This is a genomic window from Bartonella vinsonii subsp. vinsonii (assembly GCF_902825235.1).
In the GTDB taxonomy this organism is placed as follows: domain Bacteria; phylum Pseudomonadota; class Alphaproteobacteria; order Rhizobiales; family Rhizobiaceae; genus Bartonella; species Bartonella vinsonii.
Genome location: NZ_CADEAJ010000004.1, coordinates 75,411 through 92,241, shown reverse-complemented (window position 1 = coordinate 92,241; position 16,831 = coordinate 75,411). Strand labels below are relative to the sequence as shown.

11 protein-coding genes are annotated in these 16,831 nt (G+C 37.4%); 3 read left to right on the top strand and 8 right to left on the bottom strand.

Annotated features, from left to right (window positions below; genetic code table 11):
• Window positions 1-9: 9 nt before the first annotated feature.
• The 3 genes from tatC to tatA are packed head-to-tail and all read right to left on the bottom strand — an operon-like array spanning window position 10 to window position 1,595.
• Window positions 10-792, bottom strand: coding sequence for a twin-arginine translocase subunit TatC (tatC, locus tag J7R12_RS04575; RefSeq protein WP_126603069.1), 783 nt, complete (start codon window positions 790-792; stop codon window positions 10-12).
• Window positions 789-1,226, bottom strand: coding sequence for a Sec-independent protein translocase protein TatB (gene tatB, locus J7R12_RS04570; RefSeq protein WP_126603067.1), 438 nt, complete (start codon window positions 1,224-1,226; stop codon window positions 789-791). The genes tatC and tatB overlap by 4 nt, the downstream gene beginning before the upstream one ends.
• A gap of 57 nt (window positions 1,227-1,283) precedes the next feature.
• Window positions 1,284-1,595: a twin-arginine translocase TatA/TatE family subunit gene (gene tatA, locus J7R12_RS04565; protein WP_126603065.1), complete on the bottom strand. Its 312-nt coding sequence runs from the start codon at window positions 1,593-1,595 to the stop codon at window positions 1,284-1,286.
• Between the two features lie 569 nt (window positions 1,596-2,164).
• Here tatA and J7R12_RS04560 point away from each other — a divergent pair.
• The 3 genes from J7R12_RS04560 (at window position 2,165) to pgsA (ending at window position 6,038) form a co-directional block, all read left to right on the top strand.
• Complete coding sequence (locus J7R12_RS04560) at window positions 2,165-3,028, top strand: 23S rRNA (adenine(2030)-N(6))-methyltransferase RlmJ (RefSeq protein ID WP_126603063.1); 864 nt, start codon at window positions 2,165-2,167, stop codon at window positions 3,026-3,028.
• 365 nt (window positions 3,029-3,393) lie between these two features.
• Window positions 3,394-5,379 carry an excinuclease ABC subunit UvrC gene (gene uvrC, locus J7R12_RS04555; RefSeq protein WP_126603061.1) on the top strand — a complete coding sequence of 662 codons (1,986 nt, stop codon included), beginning with the start codon at window positions 3,394-3,396 and terminating at the stop codon, window positions 5,377-5,379.
• Between the two features lie 77 nt (window positions 5,380-5,456).
• On the top strand, window positions 5,457-6,038 hold the full coding sequence (gene pgsA, locus J7R12_RS04550; protein ID WP_208439032.1) for a CDP-diacylglycerol--glycerol-3-phosphate 3-phosphatidyltransferase: 582 nt from the start codon (window positions 5,457-5,459) through the stop codon (window positions 6,036-6,038).
• A 104-nt stretch (window positions 6,039-6,142) separates the two neighbouring features.
• Here the strand turns inward: pgsA and ndk are convergent, their stop codons facing one another.
• The 5 genes from ndk to bafA (J7R12_RS04525) all read right to left on the bottom strand — a co-directional run bounded on the left by ndk (window position 6,143) and on the right by bafA (J7R12_RS04525) (window position 16,443).
• A complete protein-coding gene (gene ndk / locus J7R12_RS04545; RefSeq protein ID WP_126603059.1) occupies window positions 6,143-6,565 on the bottom strand; it encodes a nucleoside-diphosphate kinase in 423 nt (140 codons plus the stop codon).
• A 43-nt stretch (window positions 6,566-6,608) separates the two neighbouring features.
• Window positions 6,609-6,761: a hypothetical protein gene (locus tag J7R12_RS04540; protein WP_164713724.1), complete on the bottom strand. Its 153-nt coding sequence runs from the start codon at window positions 6,759-6,761 to the stop codon at window positions 6,609-6,611.
• A 164-nt stretch (window positions 6,762-6,925) separates the two neighbouring features.
• Complete coding sequence (gene bafA, locus J7R12_RS04535) at window positions 6,926-9,445, bottom strand: BafA family autotransporter (RefSeq protein ID WP_126603057.1); 2,520 nt, start codon at window positions 9,443-9,445, stop codon at window positions 6,926-6,928.
• A gap of 390 nt (window positions 9,446-9,835) precedes the next feature.
• On the bottom strand, window positions 9,836-12,376 hold the full coding sequence (gene bafA / locus J7R12_RS04530; RefSeq protein ID WP_126603055.1) for a BafA family autotransporter: 2,541 nt from the start codon (window positions 12,374-12,376) through the stop codon (window positions 9,836-9,838).
• A 350-nt stretch (window positions 12,377-12,726) separates the two neighbouring features.
• Window positions 12,727-16,443: a BafA family autotransporter gene (bafA, locus tag J7R12_RS04525; RefSeq protein ID WP_126603053.1), complete on the bottom strand. Its 3,717-nt coding sequence runs from the start codon at window positions 16,441-16,443 to the stop codon at window positions 12,727-12,729.
• Window positions 16,444-16,831: the final 388 nt, after the last annotated feature.

Sequence of the window (16,831 nt, the reverse complement as noted above, 5' to 3'; positions counted from 1 at the left end):
AAACTTTTCTTAAGAGGATTTTTTTCTTTTTTCTATACAGTACGCAATTAAAATTGAAATCTCATAAAGAGCTATCGTTGGTAAAGCTACTGCAAACATAGTAAAAAAATCTGATGGAGTTACTATCGCCGCAATGATAAAAGAGAGAAGGATAGCCCATTTTCGTTTAGATACCAAACCATAAGAAGTTAAAAGTCCAATTTTCGTTAAAAGACTGGTTACAAGAGGTAATTGAAAAATCAAACCAAAAATCAGGATAAACGATGTCATAAAACTCAAATAATCGGAGATACGGACGATAAACTCTATTCTCAAATGAACGTCTGGAAGAAATTGCTGAGAAAGGCTAAACCAAAGCATTATTGGCGCTAACAAAATATAAACAAATGCTCCCCCTATACAAAATAAAATCGGTCCTCCAATGAGAAATGGTAAAAAAGCCATACGTTCATTTTTATAAAGTCCTGGAGCAATAAAACTATAAAACTGAAAAGCTGTATAGGGAAAGGATAAAATAACTGCTCCAAAAGCAGCAAGTTTCATCTTCGTTAAAAAAGTTTCCCATACTTGTGTTGATTGAAGACGAATACTCTCAGGATTACCACCTGAGATTTTCATTGCCCATTGATAAGGCCATATCAAAAAATTTAAAATATAATCTTTGATAAGAAAACACATAATAAAAGCTATAAAAAATGCGATCAAAGCAGCAATAATTCTCTGACGAAGTTCAAGCAAATGCTCTATAAGTGGTGCCATACTGGCATCAACTTCATCTCTCTTAACTTTCATGACAGATCTTCTTTATCTTTAGAAGTTGTAGAAATGCTCTCAGAACGCTGCAGATCAACGGATATGATTATATTTTCATTGCTTTTATTTTGATCACATCCCAAGATCTCTTTATTTTTTTCTAATTTATAGTGCCTTGCATTTACATCAAAATTTTGGATGTTTTCTACCGCATCATGAATGGGATTAAAAGTCTCTGTCAATTCCTTTCTGAGATTGAAATCTTTGATATCCGCTATTGTCTTTTGCAAATCATCAAGCTCGGCTTGTCTCATTGCATCATCAAACTGGTGACGAAATTCATTCCCTTTTGAACGTACATAAGCCATTGCTCTTGCCATTGTCTTTAGCATTTTAGGTAAATCTTTTGGTCCAACCACAACAATGAGAACAAGTAAGATCACGAGAAATTCTGGCCCATCAATCCCAAACATCGCTTATACTCGACTCTTTCATTTAAAAAATAATGTATAATTATGTTTACGTTTTTGTTATTTTACACGACGTTTTTCAGCAACAGATATCTTTCTTCCCTTAGTAGAAGAAGAACTCTTTCGGCGTGCTGCTACAGGCTTTACCAATAATGGCTCAGATTGTTGAGATTCACCTTCTATTGTTTGGGAATAATCAGCCATTGTAGATTTATCCTCAACACTGTTCTCTTCTTCTTTCATATTCTTTTTGAAAGCCTTAATCCCCTTAGCAACATCACCCATTAATTCAGAGACCTTACCACTCCCAAAAAGCACTAGGATAATCAGTAAAATGACAATTAAATGCGCTGGTGAAAAAATATTACCCATCACTCTCTCTCACTGCTTTTAAATTTGAATTCATATTTTTATCCTCACTCCGTAAGGAATTTTCCAAATAGAACCATATCTTACTTGTATATTTTCTCTTTTGGTTAAAGACAATTATAGCTTTTTTGCATACTAAATTTTTAGCATATTTTCTTTTTTGCTCAGCGCATTATAGCAAAATAATAATAAATTGTTTTAAATTAAACTCAAAAGACTTGAAAATTCTTCTCTTAAAGCAGATTCATCTGATCTATCTGCAAACACTACAATAGCACTCCATGCATATTCCAATATTTTACCTTTTTAAAATGATATTATCTATATAATTGCACACATTTCTACCATATTATCACTATGATATGAAAAGACTTTAATATGAGCTGCTCATCCCGTTCATATAAATTGCATTGCTATAACTTATAATAAACAACCCGCAATTCGCAATATTGACCTTCTTTTGAAGATATATATTTTTGCTCTCTATAAGAGGCTTTTTGTTTATATATAAAGTTATTTCTATGTTAATAGGAAATTTAGTAAGCAATCATATATATTGGTAGAATTTACTCATGAATTATCGGCATATATATCATGCTGGCAATTTTGCTGATGTCTTTAAACACATTATTGTCACCCGCCTTATAGAATATCTCAAACGCAAAGAAAAAGCCTTTCGTGTTATAGATACGCATGCTGGGATTGGCATTTATGATCTTTCCTCTTTAGAAGCACAAAAAACGGAAGAATGGCGTGAAGGCGTTCAACGTTTTTTTTCAGCTCCTATTCCAGAAGATTTAAAAACACTCCTTTGTCCATGGTATAATATTATTGATACACTCAATAACGGAAAAAAAGAAATCACCTTCTATCCTGGCTCTCCTGTTCTTATTCGCCAATTATTGCGTAAACAAGATCGACTCACCGCAATTGAATTGCATGATGAAGATTATCGCATTTTAGCAAAGAAATTTGCCGGTGATTATCAAACAAAAATCCTACATTTGGATGGTTGGCTCTCTTTAAATGCGCATTTACCACCAAAGGAAAAACGTGGCTTTATCCTTATTGATCCTCCCTTTGAGAAACCTAGTGAATTTTCCCGTCTTATTGAGGGATTGATGAAAGCATATCGCCGTTTCTCTGGAGGAATTTATGCCTTATGGTATCCCGTTAAATATGACAAAGAAATTGAAAATTTTCTTTACGCACTTTATCAAACAGGAATTCCTAAAATTCTACAACTCGAAATGCGTATTCGAAAAAGCTCCGTGCCACCTACAATGTGTGGTAGTGGTATGATTCTTATCAATCCTCCCTATCTTCTTGAAGAAGAAATAAAAAAACTTACCCCCTTCCTTCTTGCCCGTCTTGGACAAGATAGAAACGCACAAATGACGCTTAAATGGATTCAAAAAGAACGTTCATTGTGTTAAATTTTTTCATTCTATATTTACCCTAAATCAGAATCTTCTTCATGAGAATCATAGGCATTAAGTCACTCAAAAGTATTGTAATACTAGGTCAGCTTTCTTTGTCCTCTTGACTCTATAAACCTCCAATGCACATTATAGTCAGCAGCATGAATTCGATTTTTAAACAAAACCTGTTTTAATATAACCGATTATTATCAAGAGATTAAAGTTGCCAAACTTTAAAAATCTCTCTCAATGTTGCCTACGAAAATAATAACTCCAAGATTCAATACTCTCATGTCATAATGCATCCTTTATAAGAAAAATAACTATCATGACATAAAATGAGAGTACTTGATGGATAAAAACATTTCTGGATAAACTGAATGATCCTGAAAAACAAAACAACTTGTTCCAAAAATGAACGAGAAAATCTCTCTTTTCTCTCTCTCATACCATGGGATAATACCAATCAGGGAAATGACAAAAATCCGTTCAAAGGTGCCAAACTCATACAAGAGTTTGTCAAACATCTTCCGCATAAACCCGGCGTTTATCGGATGATTGATGAAAATGGTGATGTTCTCTATGTTGGTAAAGCTCGTAATCTTAAAAAACGCGTTTCAAACTATACCCATGAACAAGGACACAATAACCGTATTGCTCGTATGATTCGTGCAACATATCATATGGAATTTGTCGTTACCCACACAGAAACAGAAGCACTCCTGTTAGAAGCTAACCTCATCAAAAGATTGCATCCGCGTTTTAATGTCTTATTGCGTGATGATAAAAGCTTTCCTTATATCATTATTACTGATGATCACCGAGCACCTGCCCTTTATAAACATCGTGGTGCCCGAACAAGAAAAGCCCATTATTTTGGCCCTTTTGCCTCTTCAGGTGCAGTGACACAAACAATCAACGCTTTACAACGCGCCTTTTTATTACGCACCTGTACCGATTCAGTTTTTGAAAACCGTACGCGTCCCTGTTTACTTTATCAAATTAAACGATGTTCTGCACCCTGTACAAATGAAATTAGTGATCGTGATTATAAAGAGCTGGTGAGAGAAGCAAAAGCTTTCCTTTCGGGAAAAAGCCAATCCGTTAAAAATGATATGGTTCAAGCTATGCATCAAGCCGCGGAAAACCTTAATTTTGAACAAGCAGCTGCCTATCGTGATCGGTTATCATCCCTCTCTCTCATACAAAGCCACCAAGGTATTAATCCTCAAACAATAAAAGAAGCAGATGTCTTTGCAATTGCTCAACGGGAAGGAGTCACCTGTATTCAAGTGTTTTTCTTTCGCATGGGGCAAAATTGGGGAAATCGAGCCTATTTTCCTAAAGCAGATCCCTCTTTTTCTAGTGCTGAAATTTTAGCAAGTTTTCTCGCCCAATTTTATGATAATAAGCCACTTCCAAAACTTATTCTTTTATCTGAATCCATCGAAGAAAAGGCACTTCTTACAGAAGCATTCAGCCTAAAAGCAAATCGTAAAATACTTCTCTCTTTACCCAAACAAGGTGAACGTAAAACCCTCGTTAAGCATGCTCATATCAATGCTCATGAAGCCCTTGGACGCAAGCTCGCAGAAACAGCTACACATACAAAATTACTCCAGAGTCTTGCTGAAATATTCCAACTGCCTCATATTCCATGTCGTATAGAAGTCTACGATAATTCTCATATTATGGGAACAAATGCAGTAGGTGCGATGATTGTTGCGGGCAAAATAGGATTTATAAAAAATCAATATCGCAAATTTAACATCCGCTCGACCGATATCACACCCGGTGACGATTTTGGTATGATGAAAGAGGTCATCAAACGAAGATTTTCACGCCTTATTAAAGAGCATGGTTTACCGCATAAAAATAATAAGATAAAAAATCAGAATGATGATTCTTTTCCTCTTTGGCCTGATCTTATATTAATCGATGGTGGTGAAGGACAAATAAACAGTGTGCTTACAATATTATCCGAATTAGAATTAGATAATTTTGTCACGGTCATTGGGATTGCTAAAGGCGCTGACCGTAGAGCAGGACGTGAACGTTTTTTTATAAAGGGCAAAACACCTTTTACACTTCCTCCACGTGACCCTATCCTTTATTTTTTGCAACGTCTACGCGATGAAGCACACCGTTTTGCAATTGGAACGCATAGAGAAAAACGAAAAAAAGCAGTATTTAAAAATCCACTTGATGAAATAGAACATATCGGTCCAACAAGAAAGCGTGCATTGCTTCATCACTTTGGAAGTGCTAAAGCTGTTGCTAGTGCTTCACTCGAAGATTTAATAAGAGTTAAAGGCATATCTCTTATGATTGCACAAAAAATTCACAACCATTTTAATGAAAAATAAGACTTTTTTCATAATCTGTGCTTTGTTACATTTATGAAATAATATATTATATTTCACAAATAATTGAAAATAGCTCTATGAAAAAACATACTTTTTCTTTTCCTAATATTCTCACTTATGCACGAATTGTTGCAGTGCCGATGGTTGTTGCGTGCTTTTTTTTAGAAGGACGACTACAATCAAGCGATATTGCACGTTGGATAGCCGTTTCTCTCTTTGTTATTGCCTCTATTACTGATTTTCTAGACGGTTATCTTTCCCGCATTTGGGAACAAACATCCAATATTGGTCGCATGCTCGATCCCATAGCAGACAAACTTCTCGTCTCTGCCTGTCTGCTCTTACTTGCTGCTGACAGTACTATCGCTGGGTGGACTTTATGGGCCGCCATTATTATTCTTTGCCGAGAAATTCTTGTATCAGGATTACGTGAATATTTGGCTGAATTGAAAGTCAGTGTTCCTGTTTCTCGTCTTGCAAAATGGAAAACTTTTGTACAAATGATAGCCATTGTCCTTCTTTTGGCAGGGCCTGCTGGCAACAAAATTATTCCCTATACAATGGAATTTGGCATTATTATGCTGTGGATTGCTGCCCTCCTCACATTGTGGACAGGATGGGATTATTTTCGTGCAGGCTTAAAACACGTCATCACATGAAAAATAATGCGCTTTATAGATACTTGCTAGGAAATTTATAATCCCATAAGAAAAATCCCAGAACAAGGAGTTGCGGGATTCCTTGCATTGTATATATGCTTTTACTAACCAACAATTTCTACTTCAGAAAACCAAAAAGCAATTTCTGTTTTTGCTGTTTCAGCGCTATCTGAACCATGAACAGAATTTTCACCAATCGACAAAGCATGTGTTTTACGAATTGTTCCTTCTTGTGCCTCCAGAGGATTTGTAGCTCCCATCACTTCACGATTTTTAGCGATTGCATTTTCACCTTCCAAAACCTGCACAATTGTTGGACCAGAAGACATAAACTCAACCAACTCACCAAAAAATGGGCGTCCCTTATGAACCGCATAAAAATTTTCAGCTTCACGCTTGCTCATCCACACACGCTTAGATGCAATAACACGTAAGCCCGCATCCTCAAGCATTTTTGTAATTGCTCCCGTCAAATTACGGCATGTTGCATCCGGTTTAATCATCGAAAAAGTACGTTCTATAGCCATTTGACCACCTTATATTCTATTTACAATATTATCTTGTGGCGTTCTATAACGGGCAAAGAGCCTCTTGCCAAGTGACTGTAGAATAATGTGTATTAATTTTAGAGGAAACTTTCATAAAAACAGCAATTTTTGCAATTGTTCCTCCCTTTATAACAAGACCATAGCCTCCTCCTGAAAAGGTTGGACCACCTTTCACAAAACTAAATATTTTCCCCTCAACCTACTCCTTAAAAAGTAAAATAAAAAATCCCCTACGCTGCATACAACCGCAAGTCCTTTTATCTGAAAATACTGTCCAGATATCGCATGTCTGGTTGGTAAAAAATACATGATAAAGCCAATTAAAGAACAAACACAAACTCAGAAACTATAGCGCACTCCCAAAATACCCTGGAGGGACTGCTTCGTCTTGTGTCCTTTGACATAATGCGCTTCTGCATAAAGCTTTAATTTATCACTGAGAAAACTGCTTAAACCTATCCCTAATTTACCCGCATTCCCTGACAAATCCGTGACAAATTGATGCTGCTTATTAATTGTTGTGTGATTATCATCTTTATTCTCACGCAACCATGCTGCCGTAACATAACCCATCAATGAAGTCTCTACACCATCCAAAAATTCATACCCCAATGATAACCCAACCTCACTGCACAAGGACGTAAAAGGGTTTATTTCACCCGTCATTTCATTGGAAAGCTCAATCTCTTTACCTTCAACTTGCAACCACATTAATTGCGCATAAGGTTGTATCCAACTCCTTTGGGCTACCTTTATCCGATAACCTGCTTCAAAAGACGCTCCTACCGCCCATTGGTTATAATTCCCTTCAATGGCTAAACCGTTCGTTGAAACAGCATTCAAAGTATTTTGAAAGTGATTGTATTTTAATACACTATCGACATACCATCCACTATGATCAAAATAAGTTGCATAAGCTCCTATGCCGTAGGTATTTATGTTACTCACACCACCGCGAGCATGTACAACACGTGCTTTGTCATAACTGCCAAAACCACCAATATAAAACTCTCCATTTGCCAATTCATTTAAACCACCAATCCCTAATACAATCCCCGTTTGTTCAAGCTTAAAATCTATATGGTCTGCGGAAATGCTCTCTTTACTTTTGATTGCATATGTCCAAAGAGCAGAAGTTTTTTTATTTCTCTCTAGAATTCCTCTCCCCGCACGCACAGTTTGCAACTCATTTTTATAAACAAGTGCCGGTGTAACAGACATTGACAACACCGCATCCGTAGAGGGAGTGGTTAAAAAATCAGAAACTGAGGGCCCATGCCTTACTTGTTGAAGAAGTTGATCTGAACCACTTGGACGTAACAGTATCTGATCAGTAAAAGACGGAGCATTTGCAGAAACAACAGACTGCTGTTGCTCTTCAGAAGAATGATGATGATCTGCGGAAGCAACAGAAACACTCTGAGCCTCCCTCAAATGCCGCGGAGGTCTTGGTTGGGGGGGCTGCTTATAACGCCTTCCATTACTATTCTTACTAGACTGCGTATTCGTAGATGAGTCCCTTGAAAAAATAGTAACTTTTGATTTCCTATTCGTACGTGGAGGAAGAGTGCTGGAACACTCTGCGTTTTTATCAACCATACCTAAATACCAAATTGTAGCATCACCACTAAAGCCAGCATTTCTGTCTCTTTTACACAAATGATACATATAAGTTCCAGCATCAACTGTTTCGATTTTTTCATCAGACTGATTTGCCAGAGCAAAATTAGCGCCCCCGTTTTCACTTCTGTCGGTAACCAAATTAATCTCGCTAATAAGCCCACTCTTTTGTGTGAGAGAACCTATGACTTCAGCACCAGAATCGGCAATGCTTATTTTGTGATTGCCTTTACCATCCTCAATTAACAAGTAATCACCACCACCAGTCGCACTAATATTAAACTGAAAATGTAAATTTCCTGAAAGTTCCTCAACATGAAGTAAAATATGACGTGGATCATATGGAATAGAAGTAAAAATGACAGTCCCTCCCTCACCACTTAAATTTTCAATATCAATTTGAGGAATTTCTGCAATGTTCCGCTCACCAACAAAAAATAGTGTTTCATCAGCTCTTCCCTCTACAGAAACTTTCCCTTTTGTGATATGGTCTATGCGATCACCAGCCAATAAATAAAGACGTCCTTGATTATTGACTTCTATTTCGCCAACTTCCTTTACACCAACATGTATCCACGAGCTGGCAGAATCGTTAATCGTTAGACCATCCACAACCCCTCCAGGATACACAACTTGAACAGAACTATCCTTCAAGGTAGTACCATAGGACTCTCCTAACGCTAAAACATGTTGCCGACCAGTATCAGAGACCACGGCATACATTGCCTTCCCACCATTTCTCCTTTGTCCTGCGTAAAGATTTTGTTCCCCTCCTTGTTTAACTTTCGTGTGCCAAGCTATTGCGTCATCATACACGTTTTGTTGCCCCACAGCATTATTACTACCAGAAACTATAGTATGATAAGCACTGCTTGGCTTTTCCACACTTGTAAGATCAAGACGTTTCTCTTCAAAAACCAACTGCTTCCCACCACCAAGGATTTTAGCTTCCATCGTGGTCCCTTCGCGCGTAACTATTTGCATTCCACCGTTTTCAATAGTAGCTCCCATAGAAAATCCACCATTGTCAACAATCTCTATACCACCATCTGTAATCGTAACATTATTACTGGGAGGAAGAATAGTAATCAGTGCTGAACCTTTTGGGACCTTTCCCCCATTCGCCACACTCATCATCTTCGTTAGCTCCTCATTCTTATTATCGACCGCACTTGCAATTTGTACAAGACAACTACTGATCATTAATACTGAAAAACTTAATTTGCATTTATGCCGCATTATCCATACTCCACTATCAATTATGAGACAAATATCCCGCAATTACGCAGGTAGATCATTTTAGATTGTATCGTAATGTGTTTTATTTATGTCTAAATACAATTTTTAGGTGTATTATTTTGTTTATACAATTTTAAATTGTAATTTAAAATCACGAAAACCTAGCCTAGCCTGTGACTGTATAACTTCATAAAATGCAAATTATGCCCTTTTAGACAGGGCACAATTTATAATATTTGCAATAATAAATGAAAAAATGATATCGTTTTTAACAGAGCGTAAGCTTATCTTCAGTGCCTCTACACTCTCAAGAAGTTGTTATATTCATATTGCACATTTGAGTTGTGAAACAATATAATTTTAAGCTTAATCAGTACGTAAAGCGCATATTTAAAAACTATAGCGTAACCCCAAAATACCTTGAAGTGACTGCTTAATCTTACGCCCTTTCAGATAATGTGCTTCTGCATAAAGCTTTAGTTTATCATTGACAAAACTGTTCAAGCCAATTCCCAACTTACCTGCATTTCCAGACAAGTCTGTGATAAATTGGTGCTGATTATTAATCGTTGTACGATTATTATTGATATTCTCACGCAACCAAGCTGCCGTAATATAAGCCGTTAATGAAGTTTCTGTACCAAAAATAAATTCATGTCCTGCCGTTAATCCAACTTCATTACGGAATGAAGTCAATGGGCTTATATCACCACTCATTCCATTGGAAAGCTTGATTTTTTTGCCCTCAACCTGCAATCCTGTTAGTTTTATATAAGGTTGCATCCAAGTATTTTGCGCTGGCTCGAAACGGCAACCAATCTCAAATGCCCCTCCTATCGCCCACTGGTTATAATTGCCTTGAATGGCTAAAGCATTCGTTGAAATGGCTTTCAGGTTATCTCGATAATAATTATATTTTAAAACACCATCCATATACCAACCGCGATTATCAAAGTAAGTTGCATAAGTTCCAATACTATAACTGCTTACGTCGCTATCCCCGCCTCGTGCATGAAGAATACGTGCTTTATCATAACTACCAAAACCACCAACATACAAATCTCCATGCGTTAATTCGTTCAGATGATCAGCACCCAAAACTATTCCTGTCTGCTCAAGCTTAAAATTTGTATGGCCTGTCGTAACACGTTCTCTGCTCTTTAGCGCGTAAGCCCATAAATCTGTATTTTTCCTGTTTTGGTCCAGAATTCCTCTCCCAGTACGCACAATGTCCAATTCATTGTTAAAAATAAGTCCAGAAGCTACTACTGTAGAAAGCATCGCATCAACTGAAGGAGTTGTTGACGATCCATTAGGAGCAAATGGGTCTATTGGATCTGGAACTGGTCCCTTGATACGATCCGCAGACAAAAACCAAACTTTTCCATTTTCATCCTTTCTCTGTTTTAAACCATACATATAGGTGCCACCATCGATAGCATTAATTTTTTCACCTGAGAGATCTGTCAAAGTAAAATCAGCACCACCGCTTTGATCTGTAATCAAATCACGCTTATTTGAAAAAGGATCGGTGATTTCAACTCCAGAGTCAGCAACACTTATTGTGTGCTTACCTGTTCCATGATCAATGAAGAGATAATCACCACGGTTACGTGCAAGAGTCGTATTGAAGGCGAAATGTAAACTTCCTGAAAGATCATTAACATGAAGTTGAGAATAATACGGATCAGAACCAGTAAACGCAAAAATAACACTGCCCTCACCACTTAATTTCTGAATGAGAGAGCTTTTGCCATCAAATTCATCGGTGATAGAGTACAGTTTTGTATCTTTCCCATTTAAAATAATGTCTTCTGCTGTAGTATAGTGTTGATCATTTCCAGCATAAAGATGAAGCTGTCCAGAATGATTTACAAGCGTTTTTCCTTCTAATGTTGCTCCCGCATGCACCCGTGATTTTGCTTCATTATTAATTGTCAGGTTTTTCACAGTTCCATCAGCATATATTTCTTGAGCAGCGGTTTCATTTAAAGTGACACCAATAGCTTTACCTCCTGCTAAGATATTCTGCTTACCACCACCAAAAACTTTAGTATCAAACACAAAACCACCGTTTTTTGCACCTTGAGTCTTTTTTGCAACCTCTTGTACACCTCCTTGCATAACTTCCGTGTTCCAAACGCTTCCCCCATCATATACTTCTTGCCGCCCTAGTGTTTCGCCTTGACCGTAAATTACAACATCTGAAGCACTACTGCCTTTCATTTGCCCTTTAACATCACCTTCTCCGAAAACAAACTGTTCACCACCATAGACTTTTGTTCCCTGTGCTTTTCCCCCATTCTCAATCCTTTGCTGTCCACCTTCTTTAACGATAGCATTTTCTGAAAATCCTTGTTTTCCTTTTGAAGCCTGAACAATTTCAGTTCCACCATGTTCAATTGTGTTCTCTTGACTGAGACCTCCCGCAGAAACATGAATTTCTCCACCATTTCTAACCGTGTTCTTAAATGACCGTCCTGGTTTATCCGTGTCATCATCATTTAAAAAGTAGCCTTTACTATCATTATCGAATGTATGCCCCCTTAGTTCAGTCCCACTATTAATGAAAATGAGCTCCGAATCTTTCTGCACTATAATATTATTTCTTTCAGCATACTGTCCGGCTTGACTATCATTTTTCTCATCTTCTCCCCATACATTGCTTACTGATATTTTCGTCCCCATGCCACGACTAAGCTTTTCAAAGGATTCTGCTCCACCGCTCATCTCTAAAATACGATCATTTTTAGATGCTTTAATATTTATGCATTCCCCTGTTCTCATATCCTCATTATCATAGGATATTTTTTCATTTTCCCCATAGTTTGAAGATTTACAAAAAAACTGCGTCTCTTCCCCAGCTGCTGTTTGCCCCAAACAGCTACTAACCATGAGCATCCAACAACTCAGTTTCCACTTATATTGCATAGCTACCTCCTCCCCCTTCACGTCTGAGTAGACATTAAAGGTAATTAGCTCTGCAAAATCTATTTTCAACCTAAAATTTTAAGAATTATCTTTAACACTTTATTAATATTATAAAAAATTGTTTTCTATTTTCCAGTAAATTCTTTATTTTATCGAGAATATAAGACATAATATCTGCATTGTCTTTTAAGATCTCTCCAGATTTTTTTCCAAATAGTAAAAAGTAAAACAAAAAATCCCCTACGCTACATACAACCGCAAGTCTTTTTATCTGAAAATACTGTCCAGATATCGCATGTCTGCTTGGTAAAAAAATACATGATAAAGCCAATTAAAGAACAAACACAAACTCAGAAACTATAGCGCACTCCCAAAATACCCTGAAGAGACTGCTTCGTCTTGTGTCCTTTGACATAATGCGCTTCTGCATAAAGCTTTAATTTATCACTGAGGGAACTGCTTAAACCTATCCCTAATTTACCCGCATTCCCTGACAAATCCGTGACAAATTGATGCTGCTTATTAATCGTCGTATGATTGTCATCTTTATTCTCACGCAACCATGCTGCCGTAACATAACTCATCAATGAAGTCTCTACACCATCCAAAAATTCATACCCCAATGATAACCCAACCTCACTGCGCAAGGACGTAAAAGGGTTTATTTCACCCGTCATTTCATTGGAAAGCTTGATCTCTTTACCTTCAACTTGCAACCACATTAATTGTGCATAAGGTTGCATCCAACTCCTTTGGGCTACCTTTATCCGATAACCTGCTTCAAAGGACGCTCCTACCGCCCACTGGTTATAATTCCCTTCAATGGCTAAACCGTTCGTTGAAACAGCATTCAAAGTATTTTGAGAGTGATTGTATTTTAATACACTATCCACATACCATCCACTATGATCAAAATAAGTTGCATAAGCTCCTATGCCGTAGGTATTTATGTTACTCACACCACCTCGTGCATGTACAACACGTGCTTTGTCATAACTGCCAAAACCACCAATATAAAACTCTCCATTTGCCAATTCATTTAAACCGCTGATCCCTAATACAATCCCCGTTTGTTCAAGCTTAAAATCTATATGGTCTGCGGAAACGCTCTCTTTACTTTTGATTGCATATGTCCAAAGAGCAGAAGTTTTTTTATTTCTCTCTAGAATTCCTCTCCCCGCACGCACAGTTTGCAACTCATTCTTAAAAACAAGTGCCGGTGTAACAGACATTGACAACACCGCATCCGTAGAGGGAGTGGTTAAAAAATCAGAAACTGAGGGCCCATGCCTTACTTGTTGAAGAAGTTGATCTGAACCACTTGGACGTAATAGTATCTGATCAGGAAAAGACGGAGCATTTGCAGAAACAACAGACTGCTGTTGCTCTTCAGAAGAATGATGATGATCTGCAGAACGTCCCACCCCAAGAGCTTGATGTCTTGATGCTGGAATAGTTGAAAGAAAAGAAACCGTTTGATTATGGCTTAAATGTCTGGGAGTTCTCCTCCTCAGTGGTATACTGTCAATGTAAACTGCAGCCAAATACCAAATTTTTTCATCTTCTTCATCCCCCTCTCTCTGTTTCAAACCATATGTATAGGTTCCACCATCAAGAGCTTTAACATTTGTACCAGAAAAGCTTTGCAGAGTAAAATCCGCTCTTCCGCTTTTATCAACAATGATATCAAGACTTTTTGAAGAAGGATCGGTAATTTCAAGACCTGAGTCTTGAACACTTATTGTATGATATCCTGAACCATTTTTAATAAAGAGGGAATCCCCTTTCCCTTCTGCAAGGCTGACATTAAAGTTAAAATGCAGACTCCCTGAAAGATTATCAATATAAAGTTGAGAGTAGTATAAATTAGCATCAGCAGAAGCAAAAATAACCTTCCCTGCACCACTCAAATTTTGAATGTAAGAACTCCTTCCGTCAGAAATGTTGGCAATAGAGTATAATTTAGACTCTTCCCCACTTAAGGTGATCTCTTCTACTGTAGTTCGAAATTTATCATCTCCGGCATAAAGATTGAGCTGTCCCAAATCATTAACTGTTATTTCCTCTCCTAATATCGCACCAGAAAAGATCCACGAATTAGCTCCACCATTAATTGTCAAATTTTTCACGTATCCACCAGCATAAACTACTTGAACAGCACCAGCATATAACGTGACAATGTCTGCCTCACCTCCTGCTAAAACACGCTGCATGCCACCGTCAAAAACTTCGGTGTTCATTGCTAAACCACCACTCTTTAGTGCGAAATCATCATCTGCAAACCATTTAGCAAGATTTTGTACTCCTCCTCTCATAATTTTTGTGTCTGAAACTACCCCGTCATCATATACACTCTGTTGCCCTACTGTCTTACCTTGACCATAAATTGTGGTGCTATAAGCAGTACTACTCACAACTCCGTCATTCACATCACCCTCCCCGAAAACAAATTGGTTTCCACCATAGATTTCCGTATCTATTGCTGTTCCTCCCCCCTCTACACTTTGTCGTCCGCCTTCATAAACAATAGTAGATTGTGAAATTCCTTGTTCTGCGATAACCTCAGAACCACCATTCCCAACTGTCGTATTCTCACTAAAACCACCTGCTTCGACATAGAGTGTTCCAGCTCTCTCAACCGTATTATTAACGGAAAATTTGGTCCCTTCTGTCTCTCCATCATCAAAAATATAAACTGTACGATCATCATTAAGCAGAAAGTTCTGCAAAACGAATTTATCCTCACTAACGCTGAAATCATTTGTATAAGAACTGATTATAGCATTTTTTGAAACTGTCTTATCCTCTTCTTTTTTAAAAGTTTCAGCGATAGACAATACTGTATGAGACGGAATGATTAAGGACGTAGAAGGCTTTTCTAAGATCGTCAAATACCAAATTTTTCCCCCATTATGATCTTTCTGCTTTAGATCATACATATAAGCTCCACCATCAACAGCATCAGCTTTTTCACCTAAATGGTTTTTTAAAGTAAAATGAGCGCCTCCACTTTTATCAGTAATTAAATCCAATGAAGAAAAAGAAGAATTGATAATTTCAGTACCAGAGTCCATAATACTTACTGTATGGTTACCTGTTCCCTTTTCAATCAAAAGATAATCACCATACCCCCCTGCAAAATTGGCTCTAAAAATGAAATCTATATTACCTGAAAGATCAACAACATGAAGGAGAGAATAGTATGGGTTCAATTCTGTGGAACCCGTAGAAGTAGCAGTATAAATAACACTCCCCTCACCACTTAATTTCCCAATCAGAGAACTTGATCCATCAACTTCCGTAGCAATAGAGTATAATTTTGCTTCTTTGCCCTTTAAAATAATCTCTTCTATTTTCGTTTGCTGCCCCTTATCTCCAGCGTAAAGGTGAAGTTTCCCAGAGCCATTAACCTTTACTTCCCCTTCCAATATCGCACCAGAATAAACTAATGAAATGGCTCCACTCTTAATCATCAGAGTTTTCACATACCCACCAGCATAGACTCTTTGAAGAGCTCCCTCTTTCAAAGTAACGGTATGTGCCTTACCTCCTGTGAAAACATTTTGCACCCCAGCTGCAAAAACCTTTGTATCCACTGCTACCCCCCCCTTATCTCCAAACCATGTACTGAGATTTTGTTCTCCTCCACTCATAACATTTGTGACAAAAGCAACCCCATCATCATACACATTCTGTTGTCCCACTGTTTCGCCTTTACCGTGAATTTCAGTATTATAAGCAGAACTCCCCTCCCCAAAAACAATTTGTTCACCACCACAGATTTTAGTATCTTTTATTTGTCCTCCATACTCAACACTTTGCAACCCATATTCCTCAATAAGAGTATCAGTTAAAAATTTTCCTTGCACGACAGTCTCAACTTGACCATCCTTAATTATCAAATTTTCACTGACGAGATTTTTGCCAGTTTCTTCTAGATTCTTGCTTACACATACTGACGTTAATGGTCTCTCTTTTGGAGCAGTTTCTCCCTCAGCACTTGCAATTTTTACAACAAAACTACTGGTCATCAATGCCCAAAAACTCAACATCAATTTGTGTTGCATTCTCTACACTCCATGATCTTAATAAAAAAATTGCATATTTCGAAAAAGTGTACAGAAAAGACAGCATGCCGCACTTGCTGTCTCATGTTTTTCAAGATGGCAAATCGCCATACACGAAGCATTCAATACACTAAGCTCTAACCAACCAAATACTACAGTGTGTGTTTTTAAACTTATACACAATCAAGCGGTGAAAACGCTTTACGATACGCTTAAAAAGTGTTTTAATTGCATCCGTAAAAAGATTTTTTGAATATTCTTTGTGAGACTAAACAATAATCTGAAAAATCAGATTGCTTCCTAAACAGGCTAAAATAGTGTCTCTTGTAAAAGAAACCGCACAATGAAATTGTGTAAAATTACGTCGTTTATAAAAATATATTTTCAT

Bases quoted from the DNA above. Each gene is read 5' to 3' on its own strand.
- uvrC (WP_126603061.1), top strand. From the start codon at position 3,394: ATGATCCTGAAAAACAAAACAACTTGTTCCAAAAATGAACGAGAAAAT.
- bafA (WP_126603055.1), bottom strand. From the start codon at position 12,376: ATGCAATATAAGTGGAAACTGAGTTGTTGGATGCTCATGGTTAGTAGC.
- tatB (WP_126603067.1), bottom strand. From the start codon at position 1,226: ATGTTTGGGATTGATGGGCCAGAATTTCTCGTGATCTTACTTGTTCTC.
- bafA (WP_126603053.1), bottom strand. From the start codon at position 16,443: ATGCAACACAAATTGATGTTGAGTTTTTGGGCATTGATGACCAGTAGT.
- tatA (WP_126603065.1), bottom strand. From the start codon at position 1,595: ATGGGTAATATTTTTTCACCAGCGCATTTAATTGTCATTTTACTGATT.
- bafA (WP_126603057.1), bottom strand. From the start codon at position 9,445: ATGCGGCATAAATGCAAATTAAGTTTTTCAGTATTAATGATCAGTAGT.
- J7R12_RS04560 (WP_126603063.1), top strand. From the start codon at position 2,165: ATGAATTATCGGCATATATATCATGCTGGCAATTTTGCTGATGTCTTT.
- tatC (WP_126603069.1), bottom strand. From the start codon at position 792: ATGAAAGTTAAGAGAGATGAAGTTGATGCCAGTATGGCACCACTTATA.
- ndk (WP_126603059.1), bottom strand. From the start codon at position 6,565: ATGGCTATAGAACGTACTTTTTCGATGATTAAACCGGATGCAACATGC.
- pgsA (WP_208439032.1), top strand. From the start codon at position 5,457: ATGAAAAAACATACTTTTTCTTTTCCTAATATTCTCACTTATGCACGA.